Genomic DNA, 21,554 nt, shown 5'->3' with positions numbered 1-21,554 from the left:
TTTGTAGGAGCGAGCTTGCTCGCGAAAAACGTCCGGGCAACGCGTTCATTCAGGCAGCCCGCGTTATCGTTGACGTCCATCGCGAGCAAGCTCGCTCCTACAGAGGTTTATGGCCAGCGCTTGAAAATCAGCGACGTATTAACCCCGCCAAACGCAAAGTTATTGTTCATCACGTACTGGTTGCTCATCTGCCGAAACTCGCCGCGCAGGTAATCGAGCTTGCCGCAGTGCGGGTCGACTTCGTCGAGGTTGAAGGTGTGGGCGTACAGGTCGCGGTTCATCATTTCAATGCTGAACCAGGACTCCAGCGCACCGCAGGCGCCGAGGGTGTGGCCGAGGAAGCTTTTCTGCGAGCTGATCGGCATGTGCTCGCCGAACAGGCTGCTGGTGGCCAGGGTTTCGGCAATGTCGCCCTGTTCGGTGGCTGTGCCGTGGCCGTTGACGTAGCCGATGTCCGAAGGTTCCAGCCCGGCGTCCTCCAGGGCCAGTTCCATGGCCCGGCGCATGGTGATTTGTTCGGGACGGGTGGTGTGCTGGCCGTCGGCGTTGCTGCCGAAACCGACGATCTCGGCATGGATGCGGGCGCCACGGGCCAGGGCGTGTTCCAGTTCTTCGAGCACCAGCATACCGCCGCCTTCGCCGATCACCAGGCCGTCGCGTGCGGTGTCGTAGGGGCGCGGGCTGCGTTGCGGGGTGTCGTTCTTCAGGCTGGTGGCGTAGAGCGCATCGAAGACCATGGCTTCGGTCGGGCACAGTTCCTCGGCACCGCCGGCGAGCATCAGCGGCAAGCGCCCGAACTTGATCGCCTCGTAGGCATAGCCAATGCCCTGGCTGCCGCTGGTGCAGGCGCTGGACGTCGGGATCAAGCGACCGGTGAGGCCGAAGAAGATGCTGATATTGGCCGCGGTGGTGTGCGGCATCATCCGCACGTAGGAGTTGGCGTTCAGGCCTTCGGCCACTGAGTTGAGCAGCATGTTGCCGAACGCCTTGATCTCGTCGGTGCTGCCGGTGGAGGAGCCACAGGCGACGCCCATGCGCCCGTCCTTGATCGATTCGTCGCCCAGCAGGCCGGCATCGGCCAGCGCCATCTCCGCCGCACCCACGGCAAGCCGCGAAACCCGGCCCATGCTGCGCAGTTGCTTGCGGGTCCAGTGGCTCGGCACCTTGAAGTCATCGATGGGGCCAGCCAGACGCGTGTTGAGTTCGGTAAAACGATCCCACTCGTCCATCCGGCGGATGCCGCTGCGGTTGGCCGCGAAGTTGCCGGCGATGGTGTCCCAGTCGCTGCCCAGTGAGGTGATGCCGGCCATGCCGGTGACGACGACGCGCTTCATCAGCACAGGCCTCCGTTGACGGCCAGAACCTGCCGGGTGATGTACGAGGCTTCCGCCGACATCAGGAAATTCACCGCGCCGGCCACCTCTTCAGGGGTGCCCATGCGTTGTGCGGGGATCATTTTCATCAGTTCTTCCACCGGCACGTTTTCGTCGAGCATGGCTGTGTCGATCAGGCCGGGTGCGACACAGTTAACGGTGATTTTGCGCTTGCCCAGCTCGATCGCCAATGCCTTGGCCGCGCCGATCAAGCCGGCCTTGGAGGCGCTGTAGTTGACCTGGCCACGGTTGCCGATCAAACCCGACACCGAGGTGATGCAGACAATCCGCCCGGCGGCGCGACGACGGATCATCGGCATCATCACCGGGTGCAGCACGTTGTAGAAACCGTCGAGGTTGGTGCGCATCACCACATCCCAATCCTCCTCGCTAAGGGCGGGAAAGGCACCGTCGCGGGTCAGGCCGGCATTGAGCACCACGCCGTAATAAGCGCCATGGGTTTCCACGTCGGCTTCGAGAATTTCCTTGCAACGGGCGCGGTCGGCCACGTCGAACTGCAGGATGCGCGCACGACGGCCCAAGGCCTCGACTTCGGCCTTGACGGCTTCGGCGTCCGCCAGGCCGCTGCGGCAATGCAACACGATGTCATGCCCGGCCTGGGCCAGGCGCAAGGCGATGGCGCGGCCGATGCCACGGCTGGAACCGGTGACCAGTACGGATTCAGTCATCACTGGACTCCTTCGGGTTCATGGAGATATTGAGCGGCCTGGGGTGGGCGGAACACATTCAGACGGGCGGTAACGTGAATGCCAGGGGCGTTGATGTGGCATTCGAACACGCCCATGCCGTTATCGTCTTCCAGGGAGCGAATACCGTGGATGGTCAACTCGGTGCCGGCCGGAAAACTTTCGACGTTGCATTCGAATTTTCGACTGCCGAGCAGGAAGCCCAATTCCACCTCATCACCGCGCTGGCGCGCATGGCAACCGGCGAAGGCGGCCACGCTCTGGGCCATCAGTTCGATGCCGACCCAGGCCGGCAGGCTGCCGTCGGGGAGGTTGAACAGGCCATCGGGCTTGACGGTCAGGCGCGTGTGAATCTGCTCTTCATCGAACGCCAGGATCTGATCGATAAGAATCATGTCACCCGCGTGGGGCAGCAGTTCGGCGATCGGCCAGTCAATCATGGGGCGTCTCCGATAATCAGGCTGACGTTGTTGCCACCGAAGGCAAAGGAATTGCTCATCAGGTAGCGGGGTGCAATGGACGTCAGGCGAGTGGCCGGGGTCACCCATTGCAGCGGCGGCAATTCGGGATCGGGCTGTCCGTCCCAGACGTGGGGTGGCAGGGCATGCTCGCGATTGTCCGGGCTCAGGCTCAACCAGCAGAACGCCGCTTCCAGCGCCCCGGCGGCACCGAGGGTGTGACCGGTCATGGGTTTGCTCGACGAACAGGGTACGCCAGCCGGGAACAGGGTCGCCACGGCCTGGCTTTCCATGGCGTCGTTGTGCTGGGTGGCGGTGCCGTGCAGGTTCAGATAAGCGATCTGCTCCGGTTGCAGGTTGGCGCGGCCCAGGGCTTTGCGCATCGCTTGCAGGGCGCCACGACCAGTCGGCTCCGGGGCGGAGATGTGATGCGCATCGGAACTGGCGCCGCTGCCGAGCAAGGCAATCGCCTGGCTGTCGGCTGCACGTCTGGTCATCAGGAACAGCACCGCCGCTTCGCCAATGTTGATGCCATTGCGGTTCACCGAAAACGGATTGCAGCGTTGTTCCGAGACCGCTTCGAGCGCCGAGAAACCGTTGAGTGTCAGCTTGCACAAGGTGTCGACACCGCCACACAGCACCGCGTCGCACATGCCAAGGTCCAACAGGCGCTGGGCGCTCATCAAGGCCCGGGCGCTGGAGGTGCAGGCCGTGGAAATGACATAGGTCGGCCCGCTCAATTGCAGCCACTCGGCGAGGAAGTTCGCCGGCGCCCCGAGTTCCTGTTGCTGATAGTCGTACTCGGCAGGGAACTGCTTTTCACGCAGGTAATGCGCCAGGCCCTGGCTGGCCTCGTCGATACCCGAGGTGCTGGTGCCCAGCACGACACCGATGCGGTCGCGGCCGTAGGTCTGGATCGCGCTGTCGATGTCCGCGCGGATCTGCAGCGTGGCCTCCAGCAACAACTGATTGTTGCGACTGTGATGGCGCGACATGTCGGCCGGAATGCTTGCCAGTTTGCCCAGGACCGCACCGACCGGCAGCGTGCGTTGCGGCACCCACCCGGTTTGTTCGCACATGCCGCCGCAGTCGCCGGCAAACAGGTTGCGGGCGACTTCCTGCCTGTCACGGCCCAGCGCGCAGACCAGTCCGAGGGCATTGAGGTAAGCCGTCATGGCGTTTCACCGCTCAGGGGCGTGACTTGATAGCTCGGACCATGCGGTAGCTTCAATTCAAAATTCTGCGGTTGTGCGTAGCGAATGTCCCAGCGCTCGGGCAGGGACCGTTGTCTGCCGTACTGCCAGGCACCGGGATAGTTGGCCGCCAGTTCTTCTTGCGGCGTCAGCGCAAACAGTAGCGCCGCGAACAGTTCCCGGGCTTGCGGATTGGGCGGCAGGAAACCATCGGACTCCCAGGTTTTATCGATCAATTTCTGGCGGGCCTGGGGAATGCCCAACAGGTCCATCATCGACCAGCGAATACCCGTCTCTTCACGCTGGATCACCAGCACCCAGTCCTGGCGGTCGTCGGGCTGCAAGAGCTGGATGTGCAGTTGCAGCGGCAACGGCAGATCCGGGTTTTGCTCGGGCAGCGGCGCCCGGCCGGCGCAGGCACCCAAAAGCAGGGCTACGGCAAGTAACAGAAGTCGCATAACGCCGGTTACCCCTGTGGGAGCGAGCTTGCTCGCGATGGCGGCGATACATTCAACATTGATATTGACTGACCCACCGCTATCGCGAGCGAGCCCGCTCCCACAGGTTTGGTGTTTCAAGCGGTTGGCAATGAACATCACACAGTTCCTTCAAACGGTTTGCGCGCCACCACATTGACCAGGGTTTCTTCCCGTTGGCCAAAGGGTTTTGGCTTGCACACACCCAAATATTCGAGCAGGCCGAAATCCTTGGCGCGACTCCACCACAGATACGGATAAGACACGTTTTGCGCGGTAAATTCGAAACCCTGCCGGCGAATCATTTGCAGGTACTGCGCAGCGCTTTTCTGCACGTGCATGGGGTGGCGAAACAACCAGCGGATCACCCAGGTATCAATGTAAGCCTCGGTGGATTCGGCGAACAGCAGATAACCGCCGGGTTTGAGTACGCGGTAGAACTCGGCCAGTGCCTGTTCCTGCTCCACCAGGTGATGGAAGGTCTGGTGACAGAACAGCAGGTCGATACTGGCGTCCGGCAGGTTCAGGCTGGCGCAGTCGCCGCCGATCAACTCCACTTCCATGCCTTGGCGGGCCGCTTCTTCGCGGCTCTGGATCAGGCTTTGTGGATCAGCATCGACGCCAATCAGACGACCGGGCGCAAAGGCCTGGCGCAGCAGCGGGAATGACTTGCCCTGGCCGCAACCGGCATCCAGCAGCACCGGGCTGACAGGCAGCGCTTCGCTGAACAGGTTGTGCAAGTCGTTGATCGCCAACCGCAGCACATAGTGTTGCCAGATCTGGCTGCGCAGGAACCACAAACCGAAACGGGTTTCTTCGACGTAGTTGTCGCTCAAGTAGTTCATGACGCATCCCTTGCACAGAATTCCGAAATCGCCTTCAACCGGCGCCTGGCTTCGCTGACGAACGGATTGCGTCGGTCCCAGGCATATCCGGCAAGAATGGAACTGATCATCCCGCGGATTTCCGGTGAGCTGCTCTCATGGAAAATCACGTCCTGGAATGTCCCCGCGTACCAGCCTTCGACATAGCAGCGGAACGTGTCGACGCCGCGCTTGAGCGGTTCGGCGAACTCGGTTTGCCAGTCGACGACTTCGCCTTGCAGCTGACGGTGCAATACCCCAGCGGCCATGCTCGCCGAACGCATGGCGATGGTCACTCCGGAGGAAAACACCGGGTCGAGGAATTCCGCGGCATTGCCCAGCAGCGCGAAGCCCGGGCCGTGCAGGGTTTTGACGTTGGCCGAGTAACCGCCGATGGTTCGGGCCTCGGTGTCCCACTGCGCATTTTGCAACACGCGGGCCAGGCTTGGCGTCTCGGCGATAAAGCCGCGCAGGCACTCGTCCAGATTGTCGCTGCGGCCTGCGAAACGCTCCTCTGCGGCGACCACGCCGACCGAGCAGCGCCCGTTGCTGAACGGGATGGTCCAGAACCAAACATCGCGCTGGGTCGGATGAGTGGTCACGAGGATTTTGCTGCGGTCGAAGCCCGGGTGGTCGATACGGTCTTCGACGTGAGTGAACACGGCCTGGCGCACCGGGAAATTCGACGGCGCCTCGAGGTCGAGCAAGCGCGGCAGCACGCGGCCGTAACCGCTCGCATCGAGCAGGAAGTCAGCCTCGATGCGGTACTCGCTACCGTCTTCGCGGCGCACGCCGAGCTGCGGTTTCCCCGGGGCAATGTCGACGCTGACGATGGTTTCGCCATAGCGGATCTCCACGCCTTGCAGCGCGGCCTGATCGGCCAGCAGCTTATCGAAATCGGCGCGCTGGACCTGAAAGGTCGTCGATTTGCCGTGGCTGAACGTCTCGCCGAAATCGAAGGCGCTGTAGCGCTCGCCCCAGGCAAACGCGGCACCGGTTTTCAGCTGGAAGCCGGCGGCGTTGACGGCGTCGAGCATGCCCGCTTCTTCGACGAAATCCAGGCAATGGGCCAACAGGCTTTCGCCGATGGAAAACCGTGGAAAATGCTGCCGCTCGATCACCAGCACATCGTGTCCCTTGCGCTTGAGCAACGCGGCGGCGATGGCGCCGGAAGGTCCGGCGCCGATGATCACGACCTGGCGGCATTCCATCTCAACGGTTGGCATGGGGGCTCCTTGCGGGGACAGCGGCTTTCAGGGGGATTCGGTGCATGCCGGTCAGGGCTGGCAGCAGTGTAGCGATCAGGCCCATCAGCATCAGGGCAAAGTACAGCGGCGGGCTGATGAGTTGCTGTTGCAGCAGCAGGTTGAGAAAAACGATCTCGCTCAAGCCACGGATGTTCAGCAGCACACTTTCCCGCCAGCGGCTGGCGCCCTGGAACGAGGCCCCGGCCCAACCGAGGCCGAGCCAGTTGCCCAGCAGTTTGCTCAGCATCGGCAACAGCAGCAGGGCGACCAGTTGCCCCCAGCCGAGGCTGTCCATCGCGCTGTGCACGTTGATCTGCACGATGCCGAACGTGAGGATCAGCGGGATGGCGATGTATGTCTGCAAGCGGCTCATCCAGATGGCCGGCAACGGCAGGACCAGTGGGGCTTTCAGCGCGGCCATGATCAACACATAGCCGATACCGAAAATCAGTGCATTGAGCTTGAAGTGTTCGGCGACGACCAGCAGGGCGAAAAAGCTCAGGCTGTAGAGCCACGTCTGGCGCAGGCCCAGCAGCCGCAGCAGCACCGGGAGGCACGCGCCGGCCAGGGGCAGCAACAGGCTGCTCAGGTGCAGGCTGCCCTGGGCGATACCGAACAGGGTCCAGCAGGCGAGGTCGATGAGGATCGCGGTTTGCACCAGTCGCCGGGTGGCGGTGGGCGGGTAATCGATGTGCCGCAGGTACAGGTACAACACCGGAATCGCGGTGATGGCGAACAACAGGCCTACGGCCAGCGAGCTGATCCACGGTTGCGGCGGCAACAGCCAGACGGCCGTGGCCAGGCCGCAGGCAAACGGAATGCAAAAACTGGGCAGGGCGATTTTCAGGCTTTGGCGATCCAGTTGCAGGTCGATCACATCGCTGAGGATGTAGCCCAGCAACAGGGCAAAGCTCAGGCTGTAGAGGTTCTTCAGCCAGCCCGGCGACACCAGCTGCGCACCGCTCAATTGCCATTGGGGCTCGATCCAGAAATACATCAACAGCGGCAAGCCGAGGGTCGCCAGCAACAACTGGCTGACGATGGGAATCAGGCCGAAATGCCGGCCGACACGGGTCGCCAAGGCGAACAACACCAATGCCATCGCCCAGAACAGAACGACCATCATGTTGCCCGCTCCACGGCCGTGGGCTCATGCACCTGGCGACCGGCCCACGGTGCGAGCAGGAAGCTGAAGATCAGGCCCAGGCTCACCGACAGTCCGAAGTTGCTCACCGCCGGGGTGCTCGATACCGCCAGCAGGCCGAACGACAGCCAGGTGGTCAATGCCGCCAGCAGGGTGCCCAGCAGGCTCACGGCTGCGCCACCGACCTGTTCGCGCATCAGGATCGCGTAATCGACGCTGATCGCCGTCACCAGCAGCAGGCCGAACAGGCTGAACAGGGTCAGCGGCTGCCCTAGCCAGCCGAGGCTGGCCAGGCTGCACAACGCCGCGAGCAGGGGCAGGGACACGATGCGCAACGCACCGCCCAGGCCGAATGGCAGGATCAGCACCAGCACGATCAACACGCAGGAGGCGAGTTTCAGTTCCGCGGCACTGATTTGGGTGGCCGCGAAGACGTTGTTCAACTCACCCAGTCGATCCACCAGTGTCACGCCGGGCAGATCCTCGCCCTGGAGCCGCAGCAGGGCCGTGTTGTTGATGCCTTGCAGGCTGACCATTGCCGCCACGCCGTCTTCGGTCGGCCCCAGCCACAGGGCCCGGTAGGGTTCTGCCAACGGGCCGCTCAGCGCTGCTTCGATGTCCACGGTCGGCAATGCCTGAAGCTTCGTCAGCTCGGCTTGCAGCGCCTCGACCGGTACGCCGACTTCGAGCAAGGGTTGCCAGAACGAAGACAGTTTGCTCAACGCTGCGCGCACCTGTTGCTGTTCGTTCGGCGGGCTGACCAGTTGATTGAGCGACAGATAACCCTGGAGCTTTTCCAGGCCTGTCAATTGATCCAGTCGTTCGCGCAGTGCGTTCTGGCGTTCGAGCAGTTGCTGCTGATTGGCGGCGCGTATCAGGAAGAACTGGCTGGTGGGTTGATAGCCGGTGATTCGGGCAATGGCCTGGGCTTCGTCGGTCAATTGTTGCGGTGCGCTGATCCACTGGCGGATGTCGTTTTTGCTGCTCAGCTGCAACAGGCCGCCCACGCAAAAGGCGACCAGCAGCGCCAGCAAGACTGGCGTTTTCAGCTGTTTGAGCAGCGCTTCACGGCAACCCAGCAAAAACTCGCAAACGCGCAATGGCCAGTGCGCCGGGCGCAGGTCTACGCCCTTGAGCAATGCCGGCAGCAGGCACACGGCGGACAAATAGGCGCCGAGCAACCCTGCGGCAGAGAACGCGGCAATCTGGGTCAGCGCCGGGAAGGGTGTCCAGGCCAGGGCCAGGTAACCGATGCCGCTGGTGATCAGGCTCAGGGTCAAGCCCGGCAGGGTCAGGCGCAGGGCTGGCCAGCTGCGCCAGGGTTTCAGGCTCCAGCTCTTGGACAGGTAATGCAGGGGGTAGTCGACCGCGACACCAATCAGGCTCGAACCCAGCACCAGGGTCATTACGTGCATATGGCCGAACAACGCAACGCAGGCCACCGCACCGAAGAGCATGCCCACCAGCACCGGCACGAAGGCCAGCAAAACGCGCCAGCGCCGGAAGGCCAACAGCAGCAGCAACAAAATCCCCACGGTGGCACCGCCGCCGACCCAGGTCATCTCCCGGGCGGCCTGCTGCTGCCCACTGGCTGCGTACAACAGGCCGCTGGCGGCGAGCAGTTGCACGTCGTGCCGGGCGGCTTCTTCGCGGCTGTGCTTGAGCAGGTCGGCCACTTGCAGTGGCAGGTTCATGTCGAAGGCGTTGCCGGTGGTGCGCGCGCGCAGCAGCACCCAGCTCTTGCCATCGGCATCGGCGACCAGAGCGCCGCTGCCGATGTCCAGTTGCACCGAACCACGTTGCGGCTGGCTGTTCTGGATGCGCCCGGTCAGGCCCAGCCAGTCGTCCTGGCTCGGCACCAGGCTGTAACCGTTGAACGGGTCGAACAACGCCTGCACCCGCTGCTGGATAAAAGTGTCGGGGTGCTCGATCAGAAGTTGTCGGTCCGCCGCCTGGAGCATCGCCAGGCGACCTTGCAGCAACTGCGTGCGCAGCGCCGGCAAGTCGGCTTGCAGGGTCCATTGGACCTTTTCGAACACGCCGCTGGCCTGCCATTGTTCGCCGAGTGTCTGCGCCATGGCGACGGCCCGCTGGCGATCGCTGTGGCCGACCAGCACCAGCATTTCGCGGTTCAGCGGTTCTTGCATGCGTTGTTCGGCGCGCAGTTCCAGGGCATCGGGCGCTGTGCCGGGCACCAGATCCATCAGGTTGGCCGACAGCGGCGCGCCGTCACGCCATTGCCAACCGGCGAGCGCCAGTACTGCCAGCAGCAGGATCAGAAACAGCCGTGGCAACCACCGTTCACTCGGCAAAGTCATGCTGCTCCGCGTCGCTCAACGGTTGGGTGCTGGTGCTGTCCTGCATGCGCAACAACGTGCTGTCGCCCTGGGTCTCGAGCAGCTCAATGCTGTGTACCAGTTCTGCGCCGGTAATGTTGATCTGGTTGAACACCTGCTTGAGCAGCATCGAGCGTGGCAGCAGCGTGAGCTTCCAGTTCTGCGCGTCGCCGCTCAGGGACAGCTCGAAATCCCGTTGCAGGCCACTGCTATCGCCTTGCAGCACGGCGAGGAACAAACGGTTCTGCTCGGCACCGGCGCTTTTGCCCGGCAGCATTTGCCAAACACTGCCGTCACGTCGGGCAATGCCTTTGGCGGTGATGCGATAGTCCTGTTGCAAGGGCGTTTTCAACAGCCATAACAGGCCGTGGTTTTTTGCCAGCACGAACGTGCCCTTGCTGGTCAGCGGCTGGGGCAGGGCGCGCAGGTGTTTTTCCTGGATGAAACTGCCGTGGATCACCTCGGGTCTGGCCAGTTGATCGCTGAGCTGTTGCAGATCGAAGGCGCTGGCCAGCCCTGGAATGCCCAGTAGCACGCAGAACACTGTAGGAGCGAGCTTGCTCGCGAAAAACCTGAGGGCGCCACGGGGTGTCAGATACCCAGCGTTATCGTTAACGACCATCGCGAGCAGGCTCGCTCCTACAGGGGAACGGGGATGGCAGAACATCATGGCAGGGCCTTCTCGACAGCATCGGTAAAGACCTTCGGCGAGGCCAGTTGCATCTCGCGGCTGGCAATGTCGACGGCGACCTGTACCGACATGGCCCGGGTCAGGCGCTCACCGGTTTGCAGGTCGCTGATCAGGTAGTTGATCTTCAAGCGGTTCTCCCACTCCACCAGGTTGGCGCGCACGTTGAGTTTCTGACCGAACACCGCCCCGCGCACGTAGCGCAATTGCAGGTCGATCACCGGCCACGCATAGCCGGATTCGTTCATCGCCGTGTAGTTGTGGCCGATCTTGTCCAGCAGCGCACAGCGGGCGACTTCCAGGTATTTGACGTAATGGCCGTGCCAGACCACGTGCATGCTGTCGACGTCAAAGAACGGTACGACGATTTCCGTGTCGGTGTAGAGAAATCCCTTGCTACGCATGCAGCCTCCAGTGTTGTTCGGCGATGCGTTGCAGGCACAGGCGCAATTCGCCTTCCAGTGCGCGGTCTTCGATGACCGGTGGGAAGTCCTTGGCCAAGGCTTCATGCATGGCGGCCAACGCGGGTGGCAGGGGGCGTGCATCTTCGACCTGGCCGCGCAGCCAGACGCCCTGATTGGCCGCCAGCAGCGTAGCGGCCGCCACCTGTTCGGTGAGTTCCAGCACGCGGATCGCATCCCGGGCGGCGATGGTGCCCATGCTCACTTTGTCCTGGTTGTGGCATTCGGTGGAACGCGAGAAGACGCTGGCCGGCATGGTGTTCTTCAGCGCTTCGGCGGTCCAGGCGCTGGTGCCGATTTGCACCGCCTTGAAGCCGTGGTTGAGCATGGCGCGGTCGGCCGTGGCGCCCGACAGGTTGCTCGGCAAGCCATGGTTGTAGCGCTCGTCCACCAGCAGCGCGAGTTGCCGATCCAGCAGGTCGGCGACGTTGGCCACGAGGTTTTTCAGGCTGTCCATGGCGAAGGCGATGTGCCCGCCGTAGAAGTGCCCACCGTGCAGTACGCGCTCGGCCTCGGCGTCGATGATCGGGTTGTCGTTGGCGCTGTTGAGCTCGATCTCGATGAACGAGCGCAGCCAGTTCAGGCTGTCGGCCAGTACGCCCAGCACATGGGGCGCGCAGCGCAGGGAATAACGGTCTTGCAGGCGATGCAGTGGTGCGGTTGGCGCGTCGATGGCCAGGTCCTGGCGCAACCACGCGGCGACCTGCATCTGCCCCGGGTGTGGCTTGGTCGCGAACAGGCGCTCGTCGAAGTGCTCCGGGTTGCCTTGCAGGGCGACCACGTTCAGCGCGGTGATGCGCGTGGCCAGATGCAGCAGGTAATCGGCGCGGGCGTACGCCAGGCAGGCCAGACCGGTCATCACCGCGGTGCCGTTCATCAGCGCCAGGGCTTCTTTCGGACGCAACACCAGTGGCTGCCAGCCGAGTTCGCGGTGCACATCGGCAGCCTGCCGGCGCTCGCCGCGGAACATCACTTCGCGTTCGCCGGACAGCGTGGCGGCAACGTACGAAAGCGGCGTCAGGTCACCACTGGCGCCCACCGAACCTTCCTCCGGAATCAGCGGCAGGATGTCGTGTTCAAGGAACGCCTGCAGGCGCTCCAGCAGCTCCACGCGCACCCCGGAAACACCGTGGCACAACGACTGCAAACGCGCCGCCAGTACCGCGCGGGTGGCCTGGGCGTCGAGCAGTTTGCCCAGGCCGCAGCCGTGGAAGGTGTACAGGTGACGGGGCAGCGCCTCGACGTGATGCAGCGGCACCGCGACCACGCAGGAATCGCCATAACCGGTGGTTACGCCGTAGATCACGCCTTCCTTGTCCAGCAGAGAGTCCAGAAAACGCGCGCCCTTGGCGATGCGCTCGCGGTAGGCAGGGTCGCTTTGCAACTGCGTCGGCACCTTGCGGTTGGCCAGTGCCAGCACATCTTCAATGCGCAAAGGGCGTTCGCCGAAGGTTACCGGCTCAAGCGTTGGCGTCGTCATCGGTCTTCCAGAAAGGGTAAAAGTTGAACCATTGTTGGGGCGCTTCGAGGCAATAGTGACCCAAGCGTTCGGCGTAGCGGGAGGCCCACTGATGAATGACCTGTTCACGGTCGCTGCGCTTCCAGGTGATTGCGTCAGCGAAGGGTTCAATGGTCAGTCGATAGTCGCCGTCGGGCTTTTTCAGGCACAGCAGCAGGTTGACCGGGCATTTCAGCAGGCCGGCCAGCAGCCACGGGCCTTGGGGGAACCTGGCCGGATGACCGAGAAAGTCCACGGTCACGCAGCGCCCGCCATGCAGCGGCACTCGGTCGCCGGCAATCGCCAGCCACTCGCCGCGTTCCAGGCGCTCGCTCAGTTGCAGCATGATCCCGGGGTCCAGTTCGCTGACCTGGATCAGGCGCAAATTGGTCGCCCCGGCTTCGCCCAGCAAACGGTTGAACTGTTCGGCGTGCTTGGTGTGCACCAGCACGTTCATCGTGACTTTCTCGCCGAGCTCCGCCAGTGCGCGGCAGACTTCCAGATTACCCAGGTGCGCGCCCACCAGCATTTGCCCGCGGGCGCCGCGCAACTGGTCGCGCAGCAGCGCCGGGTCGATGATTTCGATCTGTTCGATGCTCAGCTTGCCGTTCCATACGTCGAGTTTGTCGAGCATGGAATCGGCGAAAGCCATGAACTGGCCGAACACCCGCCAGTGGCTCGGGCGCAGTTCGCTGCGACCGCTCCAGTCGGCCAGGCGTTGCTGGTATTGCCAGGCGCTGTGTCGGGCGCTGCGGCCGAACAAAAAAAAGTACAACACGATGCCGTACAACACTGGGCTCAGTACTCGACGGCCCAGCACTTTGGCACCGAACGCGGTGAGCTTCATCAGCCAGAAACTGCCCCGTTCTTCGCGGTCGGCCCAATGCTGCTTGTCTGAACTCATGCCCGCCACCGTCGCCAGAGGATCACTGGCGCGCGCAGCAACATGCCGAAGAACAGCCGCGTGTGCATGCTGGAAATCAGGACGTTGTCGTGGAACATCCGAAAATGCGAAACGCCGTCCAGCGGGTAATGGACTTTGGTTTGCAGCCATTGCATCGGCTGATTGCGCCAGGTCAGGCGCACCAGGATGTCCGAGTCGAAGTCCATGCGCTTGCCGATTTTCGCTGACTCGATCACCGCCAGGACCGGCGGCAATGGGTAAACCCGGAAACCGCACATGGAGTCGCGAATCTGCAATGACAGGGTGTTGATCCAGACCATGACGTGAGTCAGGTAGCGCGCATACAAACGGCCTTTCGGCACGCTGGCGTCATATTGCGGATAGCCGCAAATCAACGCTCGTGGGTAGCGGCGTGATTGTTCGATGAAACGCCTGACGTCCTGCAAATCGTGCTGGCCATCTGCATCCACCTGCAAGGCATGGCTGAAACCCAGGCGCGAAGCTTCGCGCAAACCGGTCATGACCGCGCCACCCTTGCCCTGGTTTTCGGCCAGCCGGATCAGGTAAACCATTTCACGCTGGGCCAGGCGATCCAGCACCCGGGCGCAGCTCGGGCTGCTGGCATCGTCCACCAGAATGCACGGCAGGTTGCTGGTGATCAGGGCATCGACCACCGTAGTGATGGCGCTTTCGTGGTTGTACACGGGGACGACGGCGCAGGGGCTATGCATGCTCCGCCTCCAGCAAGATCCGCCCGCTTGAGCAGGTGGCGGTTTCGTTGCGATAGGCGAAATACAATTTGCCGCGCGCCGGGTCGTAGCGCAGATGCAGCTGGATTTCGTCTCCCGGGCGCACCAGTTGCTGGAACTTCAAGACTTCCATGCCGGCGAATTTTTTCGGCAGGTTCATCAGTTGCCGGCCCAGGCTCAGCGCCCAGTCCACCTGCACCACGCCAGGCAACACAGGCGCCTTGGGGAAATGACCGCTGAAGTAGGCCAGGTCCGGTGGCACGGCCAGTTGCAGGCTCCACTCGCCATTGCTTTCGACTTGCTCCAGCACCTCGGGCGCTTTGGGGCGCGGCGCCAACAGCAGGGCGTCGACGTCGGCCTGGGGCAGTTTGCCCTGAGCGTTCAGTGGCAGTTGTCGCAGCAGGCGCCAGCGTCTTGGCAGGGCCAGGGCTTCGCAGTGTTGGCTCAGGTGCTGGCGCAATTGCTCGGTGAGGCTGCGTCGACCGTGATTGCGCAGCACATGCAAACCGGCCTCGCTCAGCACCAACAGCGCCCCCAGGGAGGCGCGGTTTTCCTGAACGACGCCGAGCCGAGCTTCGATGACCCATTCATGGGTCGTCAGCGCCTGTTCCAGCATCGGCAGCGAGATGCGTTTTTCTTCCAGTTTGACGATCCGGTCCAGTCGCCCGAGCAATTCGAAGCGACCATCGGCGGCGATGCGCGCTGAATCGGCAGTCTGTTCGACATGGCCGCCAGGCAAGTAGGGCGAAGCGATCAACAGCGCTCCATCACTGTCTTGAGTCAGCGTGACATCGGCAAACGGCCGCCAGAGTTCAGCGCCCTGACGCCAGGCGATGCCACCGGTTTCCGAACTGCCGAAAATTTCCGTTGGCCATTGCCCCAGGCGCTCATGCAGGCTCTTTGCGGCCTCGACCGGCAATGCGCCGCCGGAGGAAAACACCCGGCGCACGGCGCTCAAGGCCGACCAGTCGAGGTTGTCGCCCATGCGCTTGAGCAGCGCCGGGCTGGCCACCCAGGCGAAGGCCGGGTACTCGCGGCTGGCGCGTTGCAGGTCTTCCGGAAAGGCCAATTGCCGACGTACAAACGGGCGCCCGGCGCACAGCGGCCACAGCACCCGGAACAACAGTCCGTAGATGTGCTGGGTGGCGACGCTGCCAATGATGCACGCCGGGCCCAGGCCAGAGCCCCACAGCTGTTCCAGGGCTTCGACTTCATTGGCCAGTTGGCGCAGGTGTTTTTCGATGCGCTTGGGTTCGCCACTGGAGCCCGATGTGCACAGGCTGAGTTGGCAGTGATCGAGGTCCAGCGTCGCCGCACTCAGCGGTGGATGACGAAAGTCGCTCAGGTGTGCATCGTCGGGCTGATCGCTCAGCCACAGGTCAACTTCGCCTGACCAGCGTTTACGGGTCTGCGGTTGCAGGTCAGACGGCAGCAGCACGCTGACTCCGGCACGCCAGGCGCCAAGCAGTGCGACCGCCAGATCGGCCGCATCCTCAAGGTGTACGGCCATCTGCCGCACGCCCCGGGCTTGCAGGCCGGCGGCCAGGCGCAGCGCCTGTTCGCACAGTCGGGCGTGATCCAGTGCCGGAGCAGTGGTTACGGTGCGCTCCGGCTGAGCCTTGAGCAGCAGGTGCTCAAGTTTTATCCAATTCATGGGTGGCCTCGTACCCTTATTCGTATGAGCCATTCAATGGCAAACATCAGGCCTATCAATCCGTAGGAAATCAGGCCGGTGTACAACGTCCACCAGCTCAGCGGCGCCCAGAGGGTCAGGGCGGCGGCACACAAACCGTTGCAAAGAAAAAAAACGCTCCAGGCGATGGTCACCTGACGGGTATAGCGAATGCCCTCGGCCGGCAATTGCGGCTCGCGTACCCGGGCCAGGCGTTCAACGATCGGTGGGCCGAATGTCAGGCTCGATCCGAACAGCACCAACATGAAGCTGCTGATCAACACCGGATACCAGCGCAACAACACCGGGCTGTCGAACAGTGCCAGCAACAGGCAGAACACAATGGCCACCGTGGCCATCCACAGGCTGCCGGGCCGTCGTTTGCCGGTCAGCGCCCGGGCCAGCCACAGCCCGCCCAGCAGCAGCCCGAACTGCCACGGGGCGAAATGCTCCATGCCGAAATACACCGCAAAGGGATACAAAAGGCCTGCCAGCAGCAGGCCGAGGCCAATCAGTCGATTCATGCGGCGGGTTGAACCAGACGGTAGACCGCCTCGACCACGTCACTGACGGTACGCACCGATTTGAATTCTTCGGCGGCGATTTTCTTGCCGGTCTGACGTTTGATGTGATCGATCAGGTCGACCGCGTCGATGCTGTCGATTTCCAGGTCCTGATACAGGTTGGATTCCAGGCTCACACGCTCAGGGTCCAGTTCGAAAAGCTCGACCAAGGCATCGCGCAGGGTGTTGAAAATGTCGTCACGAGTTTGCATGGTCCGGTCTCAAGCTGCCTGTTTTGCGGTGACGAACGCCGCAAGGCTCGCCACGTTACTGAAGTGGTTGCGTGTGTCCTTGGCATCGGCGTCGATTTTGATGCCGTACTTTTTCTGGATGGCCAGGCCCAGTTCCAGGGCGTCCACCGAGTCCAGGCCCAGGCCTTCGCCGAACAGCGTCTGCTCGTTGCCGATGTCTTGGGCGCTGATGTCTTCGAGGCCCAGGGCGTCGATGATCAGTTCTTTGATTTCCAGCACCAGGCTAGGGGTGTTCAGATCGCTCATCTTCGGCGAGCTCCTTGATGAAGTAAGAATGCAAATAATCGTTGAGCTTGCGCGAGGCCTGCGGAGCCGGCCCCTGCGTGGCGAAGGTCTGTGGGTCTATATCGGCCCCGACCCGGAAACTGAAGTGCACGCGCCGCTTGGGGATGCGATACCAGGGTTCGGCCTTGGTCAATGTGGTCGGGCTGACCTTGATAATGACCGGGGTGAGGATTTTCGCACCACGCAGGGCGATTGCCGCGCCGCCCCGATGAAAGGCCGGCGGTTGGCCGGGCTGGGTGCGCGTACCTTCCGGGAAAATGATCAGGGTCTGACCGTCTTTCAGCGCGTCGGCAGCCGCGTCGAGCATGTCCATGCTGCCGTCGTTGCTGATGTATTCGGTGCAACCCAGCGGCCCGCGGGTGAAAGGGTTTTCCCAGAGGCTTTGCTTGACCACGCAGTTGGCGTGGCGCACCAGACCGATCAGAAACACCACGTCGATCAGCGATGGGTGATTGGCAATGATCATTTGCCCGGGGCGACCGAGTTTCTCCGCACCCTCAATGTTATAGGTCAGTACCCCGGTACGGGCCATGAAACGCACAAAAATCCAGAAACAGCGGCTGACCGTTTGCCGGGCCCGCAGCCGATGGGTCCGGGCGTCGCCCGGCAGCCAGTTCAGCACAGGGAAAATCACCAGGCGCAGGCACAGCCCGCCCAGCCCGAACAGGGCGAAGCTCGCGGCGGTGGCCAGCAAACGCCAGTAATAGGCGTCGCGGTTTTTCTCGGTCATGGGTTGCGTTGCCAGGTCCATACACGATTTTTCCAGGCATGTTGGCAGGTGGTTTGCTGGCCGAGCAGCGCACACAGCAGATTCAGCGCGTGAGGCCAGCGGGGTTTGGACAACGCATCCGAGGGGCTGTTCAGGGACAACTGCCAGTCGGTACCGGGTGTGATCAGCAAGCCGACGGCATAAGGGAACGGCACGTCGTCGATCCAGGTCGAGTAAGCCTCGGGTGGCTTCTCTTCGGTGACCACCAGCAGTACCGCGCGAGCGCCTTCAGCCAGCAGCGCGGCAGCTTCAAGCATGCCGTGTTCCAGGCCATCGCCTGCGGCGGCCAGGGCGGTCATTTCGCTGGTTTCACCCCGCATGATCGACCACAAGCCGATGATCGCGTTATGCACCGACAAGCTGAACCGGGTCGGCGACAGCGGCTGGTCGGCGGCCAGATCACTGAGAATATCGACGGTGCGGGGCGTTTCGCCGTGACGGGAAACAAAGACCAATGGCAGATCCTGCCGACCTTCGGCCAAAGGCCAGCCGACACTGAATGCCATGCGCGCCAGACGGCTGAGCCGTCGACGCTGCATGGCCGGCAGAAAGGAAACGTCGGGAGCGGCATCGCTGTCCGGCAGCACGACCGGTTGTCGGCACCAGGCCTGCCAATCGGACACGCTATCAAGCCCCGGGGCCCAGGCGCGCCATTGGGCGATGTTGAAGTTGATCACAGACATTCATCCCACCCTCACGGGCTTACTTGACGCGGGGGAGTGGCCGAGGGCCGAGACTTACCCTGCGTGGCGTTTGGCGCCGAGTGGCGCGCATTATCCCGGTGCCGGGAACGTGTAGCAAATGCTGGTTACATTTTGCTCAGAAGATGAAGCGGCAGGTTCGCAAAAATTGAATGATTGGCAACTATTCACAGAATTATTACCCCGTCTGTCGGTTCTGGCGTCGAACTGCCGGGCCGCTCAGGGCTTTTCATGCAAGAGAAGGCAACTGACTGTGTAGTCCTTGCACTGGTGAGGTAGCGTAGCCATACCGTGGACCACTACACTCGGTCATTCTTTGATACACGGAGGTTTTGACATGCGGCGCGTGGTGTTCAATCAGAAAGGTGGCGTTGGCAAATCCAGCATTGCCTGCAATCTGGCGGCAGTCAGTGCCAGCGAGGGTTTTCGCACCTTGTTGGTGGACCTCGATGCCCAGGCCAACTCCACTCAGTACCTGACGGGGCTCACCGGTAGCGATATTCCGATGGGTATCGCCGATTTCTTCAAGCAGACGCTGTCTTCCGGGCCGTTCTCCAAAAAGAATCAGGTCGACATCTACGAAACCCCGTTCGATAACCTCCATGTCATTACCGCCACCGCCGAGCTGGCGGACTTGCAGCCAAAGCTTGAAGCCAAGCACAAGATCAACAAGCTGCGTAAGTTGCTTGAAGAACTGAGCGAAGACTACGACCGGATTTACCTCGATACCCCGCCAGCGCTGAATTTTTATGCGGTTTCGGCGTTGATTGCCGCCGATCGTGTGCTGATTCCCTTCGATTGCGACAGTTTTTCACGCCAGGCACTGTACGGCCTGATGGCGGAAATCGAAGAGTTGAAGGACGACCATAATGAAGGCCTGGAAGTCGAAGGCATCGTCGTCAACCAGTTCCAGGCCCGCGCCAGCCTGCCCCAGCAAATTCTCGATGAGCTGATCGCCGAAGGCCTGCCGGTGCTGCCGGTGTACCTGGCCAGCTCGGTACGCATGCGTGAATCCCACCAGGCCAATACGCCGCTGATCCATCTCGACCCGCGGCACAAGCTGACCCAGCAGTTTGTCGAGCTGCACAACCTGCTGGAAAACGCCTGATTCTGGCGGATAACACAGAACCCCTGTGGGAGCGGGCTTGCTCGCGAAAGCGGTGTATCAGGCGACACCTCTTTTGAATGTCAGCCCGCCTTCGCGAGCAAGCTCGCTCCCACAGGGTTCCGTGTTGTTTCAGATGCCTTGACTACGCAACCAGCTCATCAGTTGCTGTAACGGGAACGCCCCGCTCTGCCGGGCGACTTCCCGGCCGTTCTTGAACAGGATCAGGCTCGGAATCGAGCGAATCCCCAACTGCGCCGACAACTGCTGGTTCGCCTCGCTGTCCAGCTTGGCCAGGCGACACTTGCCCGCCAGTTGCCCGGCTGCCCGCTCGAACACCGGTGCGAACGACTTGCACGGCCCGCACCAGTCCGCCCACACATCCACCAGCAGCGGCAGATCGCCCTTGATCTGGCTGGCGTAGTCGCCTTGCTTCAATTCAAACGGTTTGCTCAACAGGACTTCGGCCTTGCAGCGCCCGCATTTCGGGTGGTCGTTGAGGCGCTCGGCCGGGATGCGGTTGAGGCCGTTGCAGTGAGGGCAGGGGATGAGGAGTGGGTCGGTCATGACAAATCGTCCAATCGAAAGCGAATGATCCATATCTGGAGACATGACTCCAGATTTTCAATCGTGCAGTGCCTCACGATGAACAACTGATCTCCAGATGCTTGCCCCATTCCGGTGGCCGCTCGGCGTAGCTTTCCATCCCCGGTTGTTCCTCGAACGGATTGCTCAGCACCGTGTGCAGTCGACGGACTTCCGAGTAGTCGCCGTTCTGCGCTGCATCGATGGCGTTTTGCGCCAGGTAGTTGCGCAGGATGTACAACGGGTTGACCGCGTGCATCCGCTGGCGGCGCTGCTCTTGATCAAGCGTGCCTTCACGGGAAACCCTGGCGACGTAGAGCTCGCCCCAGGCGTCAAAGCCCTTGAGGTCGACGAAGTCATCACGCAAGAGGGTGATGGCCTGTTCCGGCGTTTGATCACCCAAACGGCGGAAAAACAGGCTGTAGTCGACGCCGCTGTTTTGCATGAGTTGTAGCAGGTTCTCCAGCAGTTTCTGGTCGTCATCCTCGGCGGTGGTCAGGCCGAGGCGGCGGCGCATCAGGTCCAGGTAATGGGCCTGGAACAGTGGCAGGTACAGGCCGAGGGTTTCGCGCAGGGCTTCCACGCTGATGAACGGCGTCAGGGCCTGGGCCAGGGCGCTGAGGTTCCACTGGCCAATCGGCACCTGGTTGCTGAAGGAGTAACGGCCTTGGTCGTCTGAGTGATTGCAGATGAAGTTGGCGTCGAAGTCATCGAGGAACGCGAATGGGCCGAAATCGAAGGTGATGCCCAGGATCGACATGTTGTCGGTGTTCATCACCCCGTGGCAGAAGCCATAGGCCTGCCATTTGGCGATCAGTTCGGCGTTGCGCTCCACCACTTCGCGGAACATCGCCAGGTACGGCTCCGGTTGTTCCAGGCACTGCGGGAAGTGCATGGCCAACACGTGATCACCCAACTCTTTCTGTTGCTCGGGGCGCTTGGTGTAGTAGAAATATTCGAAGTGGCCGAAGCGCACATGGCTCGGCGCCAGGCGCAGGACCATGGCTGCGCGTTCCTGCTTTTCGCGCCACACCGGGGTGTCGGAGCCGATTACGCACAAGGCGCGGGTGGTCGGGATATTCAGTGCGTTCAGGGCTTCGGAGGCGAGGAATTCGCGGATCGACGAGCGCAGTACCGCCCGGCCATCACCCATGCGTGAAAATGGCGTCTGGCCGGCGCCCTTGAGGTGCAGGTCCCAGTGTTCGCCGGCCTCGTTGTACACCTCGCCGAGCAACAGGCCGCGACCGTCGCCCAATTGCGGGTTGTAGGAACCGAACTGATGCCCGGAATAGACCATCGCCCTTGGAATTGCGTCGGCCCAGAGCTTGTGGCCGCTGAACAGTTCGGCGAACTCCGGGGTTTCGGCCACGGCCGGGTCGAGGTCCAGCAGCGCCATGGCGGCGGGGCTGGCCACGACCAGGCGTGGATTATCGATGGGCTCGGGCAGCACATGGGCGGAAAACGCATCGCCCAGGCGGTCGAAGCGATTATCGAAAGTGAGTTCGTCGAGGGCTTTCAAGGGCCGG

The 21,554-nt window shown here is 62.4% G+C and carries 23 protein-coding genes; 1 reads left to right on the top strand and 22 read right to left on the bottom strand.

Going from position 1 to position 21,554, the window contains the following annotated elements:
• Positions 1-107: 107 nt before the first annotated feature.
• From KW840_RS11895 to KW840_RS11800, 20 genes are read right to left on the bottom strand one after another with little or no spacing between them, the layout of a single operon-like run.
• The gene (locus KW840_RS11895) at positions 108-1,334 is read right to left on the bottom strand and encodes a beta-ketoacyl-ACP synthase (RefSeq protein ID WP_154861171.1); all 1,227 of its coding nucleotides are present in this window, start codon (positions 1,332-1,334) and stop codon (positions 108-110) included.
• Positions 1,334-2,062 (bottom strand): 3-oxoacyl-ACP reductase FabG, encoded by a 729-nt coding sequence (gene fabG / locus KW840_RS11890; protein WP_102671137.1) that lies wholly within the window; start codon positions 2,060-2,062, stop codon positions 1,334-1,336. Before fabG ends, KW840_RS11895 begins: the two co-directional genes overlap by 1 nt.
• Positions 2,062-2,520 (bottom strand): hotdog family protein, encoded by a 459-nt coding sequence (locus KW840_RS11885; RefSeq protein ID WP_057712326.1) that lies wholly within the window; start codon positions 2,518-2,520, stop codon positions 2,062-2,064. Before KW840_RS11885 ends, fabG begins: the two co-directional genes overlap by 1 nt.
• Positions 2,517-3,713, bottom strand: coding sequence for a beta-ketoacyl-[acyl-carrier-protein] synthase family protein (locus KW840_RS11880; protein ID WP_218495231.1), 1,197 nt, complete (start codon positions 3,711-3,713; stop codon positions 2,517-2,519). The genes KW840_RS11885 and KW840_RS11880 overlap by 4 nt, the downstream gene beginning before the upstream one ends.
• On the bottom strand, positions 3,710-4,327 hold the full coding sequence (locus KW840_RS11875; RefSeq protein WP_218495230.1) for a hypothetical protein: 618 nt from the start codon (positions 4,325-4,327) through the stop codon (positions 3,710-3,712). The genes KW840_RS11880 and KW840_RS11875 overlap by 4 nt, the downstream gene beginning before the upstream one ends.
• Positions 4,327-5,052, bottom strand: coding sequence for a class I SAM-dependent methyltransferase (locus tag KW840_RS11870; RefSeq protein ID WP_090452726.1), 726 nt, complete (start codon positions 5,050-5,052; stop codon positions 4,327-4,329). The genes KW840_RS11875 and KW840_RS11870 overlap by 1 nt, the downstream gene beginning before the upstream one ends.
• A complete protein-coding gene (locus KW840_RS11865) occupies positions 5,049-6,296 on the bottom strand; it encodes an NAD(P)/FAD-dependent oxidoreductase (protein WP_218495229.1) in 1,248 nt (415 codons plus the stop codon). The genes KW840_RS11870 and KW840_RS11865 overlap by 4 nt, the downstream gene beginning before the upstream one ends.
• Complete coding sequence (locus KW840_RS11860) at positions 6,283-7,443, bottom strand: sodium:proton antiporter (protein WP_218495228.1); 1,161 nt, start codon at positions 7,441-7,443, stop codon at positions 6,283-6,285. The genes KW840_RS11865 and KW840_RS11860 overlap by 14 nt, the downstream gene beginning before the upstream one ends.
• A complete protein-coding gene (locus KW840_RS11855; RefSeq protein ID WP_218495227.1) occupies positions 7,440-9,779 on the bottom strand; it encodes an MMPL family transporter in 2,340 nt (779 codons plus the stop codon). The genes KW840_RS11860 and KW840_RS11855 overlap by 4 nt, the downstream gene beginning before the upstream one ends.
• Positions 9,763-10,467 (bottom strand): outer membrane lipoprotein carrier protein LolA, encoded by a 705-nt coding sequence (locus KW840_RS11850; RefSeq protein ID WP_218495226.1) that lies wholly within the window; start codon positions 10,465-10,467, stop codon positions 9,763-9,765. Before KW840_RS11850 ends, KW840_RS11855 begins: the two co-directional genes overlap by 17 nt.
• Positions 10,464-10,889, bottom strand: a complete 426-nt coding sequence (locus KW840_RS11845; RefSeq protein ID WP_057712319.1) for a thioesterase family protein — start codon at positions 10,887-10,889, stop codon at positions 10,464-10,466. Before KW840_RS11845 ends, KW840_RS11850 begins: the two co-directional genes overlap by 4 nt.
• The gene (gene hutH, locus KW840_RS11840; protein ID WP_218495225.1) at positions 10,882-12,426 is read right to left on the bottom strand and encodes a histidine ammonia-lyase; all 1,545 of its coding nucleotides are present in this window, start codon (positions 12,424-12,426) and stop codon (positions 10,882-10,884) included. The genes KW840_RS11845 and hutH overlap by 8 nt, the downstream gene beginning before the upstream one ends.
• Positions 12,407-13,348: a glycosyl transferase gene (locus KW840_RS11835; protein WP_218495224.1), complete on the bottom strand. Its 942-nt coding sequence runs from the start codon at positions 13,346-13,348 to the stop codon at positions 12,407-12,409. Before KW840_RS11835 ends, hutH begins: the two co-directional genes overlap by 20 nt.
• Entirely contained in the window at positions 13,345-14,079 is a 735-nt protein-coding gene (locus KW840_RS11830) for a glycosyltransferase family 2 protein (protein WP_218495223.1), read from the bottom strand. The genes KW840_RS11835 and KW840_RS11830 overlap by 4 nt, the downstream gene beginning before the upstream one ends.
• Positions 14,072-15,751: an acyl-CoA synthetase family protein gene (locus KW840_RS11825; RefSeq protein ID WP_218495222.1), complete on the bottom strand. Its 1,680-nt coding sequence runs from the start codon at positions 15,749-15,751 to the stop codon at positions 14,072-14,074. The genes KW840_RS11830 and KW840_RS11825 overlap by 8 nt, the downstream gene beginning before the upstream one ends.
• A complete protein-coding gene (locus tag KW840_RS11820; RefSeq protein ID WP_218495221.1) occupies positions 15,748-16,293 on the bottom strand; it encodes a hypothetical protein in 546 nt (181 codons plus the stop codon). The genes KW840_RS11825 and KW840_RS11820 overlap by 4 nt, the downstream gene beginning before the upstream one ends.
• A complete protein-coding gene (locus KW840_RS11815; RefSeq protein WP_007992314.1) occupies positions 16,290-16,544 on the bottom strand; it encodes an acyl carrier protein in 255 nt (84 codons plus the stop codon). The genes KW840_RS11820 and KW840_RS11815 overlap by 4 nt, the downstream gene beginning before the upstream one ends.
• A 9-nt stretch (positions 16,545-16,553) precedes the next feature.
• Entirely contained in the window at positions 16,554-16,829 is a 276-nt protein-coding gene (locus tag KW840_RS11810) for a phosphopantetheine-binding protein (protein ID WP_090452740.1), read from the bottom strand.
• Complete coding sequence (locus KW840_RS11805) at positions 16,807-17,619, bottom strand: 1-acyl-sn-glycerol-3-phosphate acyltransferase (RefSeq protein ID WP_218495220.1); 813 nt, start codon at positions 17,617-17,619, stop codon at positions 16,807-16,809. Before KW840_RS11805 ends, KW840_RS11810 begins: the two co-directional genes overlap by 23 nt.
• A complete protein-coding gene (locus tag KW840_RS11800) occupies positions 17,595-18,320 on the bottom strand; it encodes a beta-ketoacyl synthase chain length factor (RefSeq protein ID WP_090452742.1) in 726 nt (241 codons plus the stop codon). Before KW840_RS11800 ends, KW840_RS11805 begins: the two co-directional genes overlap by 25 nt.
• Positions 18,321-18,675: 355 nt before the next feature.
• On the opposite strand from KW840_RS11800, the gene KW840_RS11795 reads away from it, so the two are divergent.
• Entirely contained in the window at positions 18,676-19,446 is a 771-nt protein-coding gene (locus tag KW840_RS11795) for a ParA family protein (protein WP_015093167.1), read from the top strand.
• A gap of 129 nt (positions 19,447-19,575) precedes the next feature.
• On the opposite strand, the gene trxC is transcribed toward KW840_RS11795, so the two are convergent.
• Both trxC and selO read right to left on the bottom strand, forming a co-directional pair.
• On the bottom strand, positions 19,576-20,010 hold the full coding sequence (gene trxC, locus KW840_RS11790) for a thioredoxin TrxC (protein ID WP_218495219.1): 435 nt from the start codon (positions 20,008-20,010) through the stop codon (positions 19,576-19,578).
• A gap of 73 nt (positions 20,011-20,083) precedes the next feature.
• Complete coding sequence (gene selO, locus KW840_RS11785; RefSeq protein ID WP_218495218.1) at positions 20,084-21,547, bottom strand: protein adenylyltransferase SelO; 1,464 nt, start codon at positions 21,545-21,547, stop codon at positions 20,084-20,086.
• Positions 21,548-21,554 lie beyond the last annotated feature (7 nt).

Origin of the sequence: Pseudomonas sp. PDM30, assembly GCF_019218985.1 — a bacterium.
Classification (GTDB): domain Bacteria; phylum Pseudomonadota; class Gammaproteobacteria; order Pseudomonadales; family Pseudomonadaceae; genus Aquipseudomonas; species Aquipseudomonas jessenii.
The sequence above is the reverse complement of the archived record's forward strand: the minus strand, read 5'-3'. Positions and strand labels throughout refer to the sequence as shown.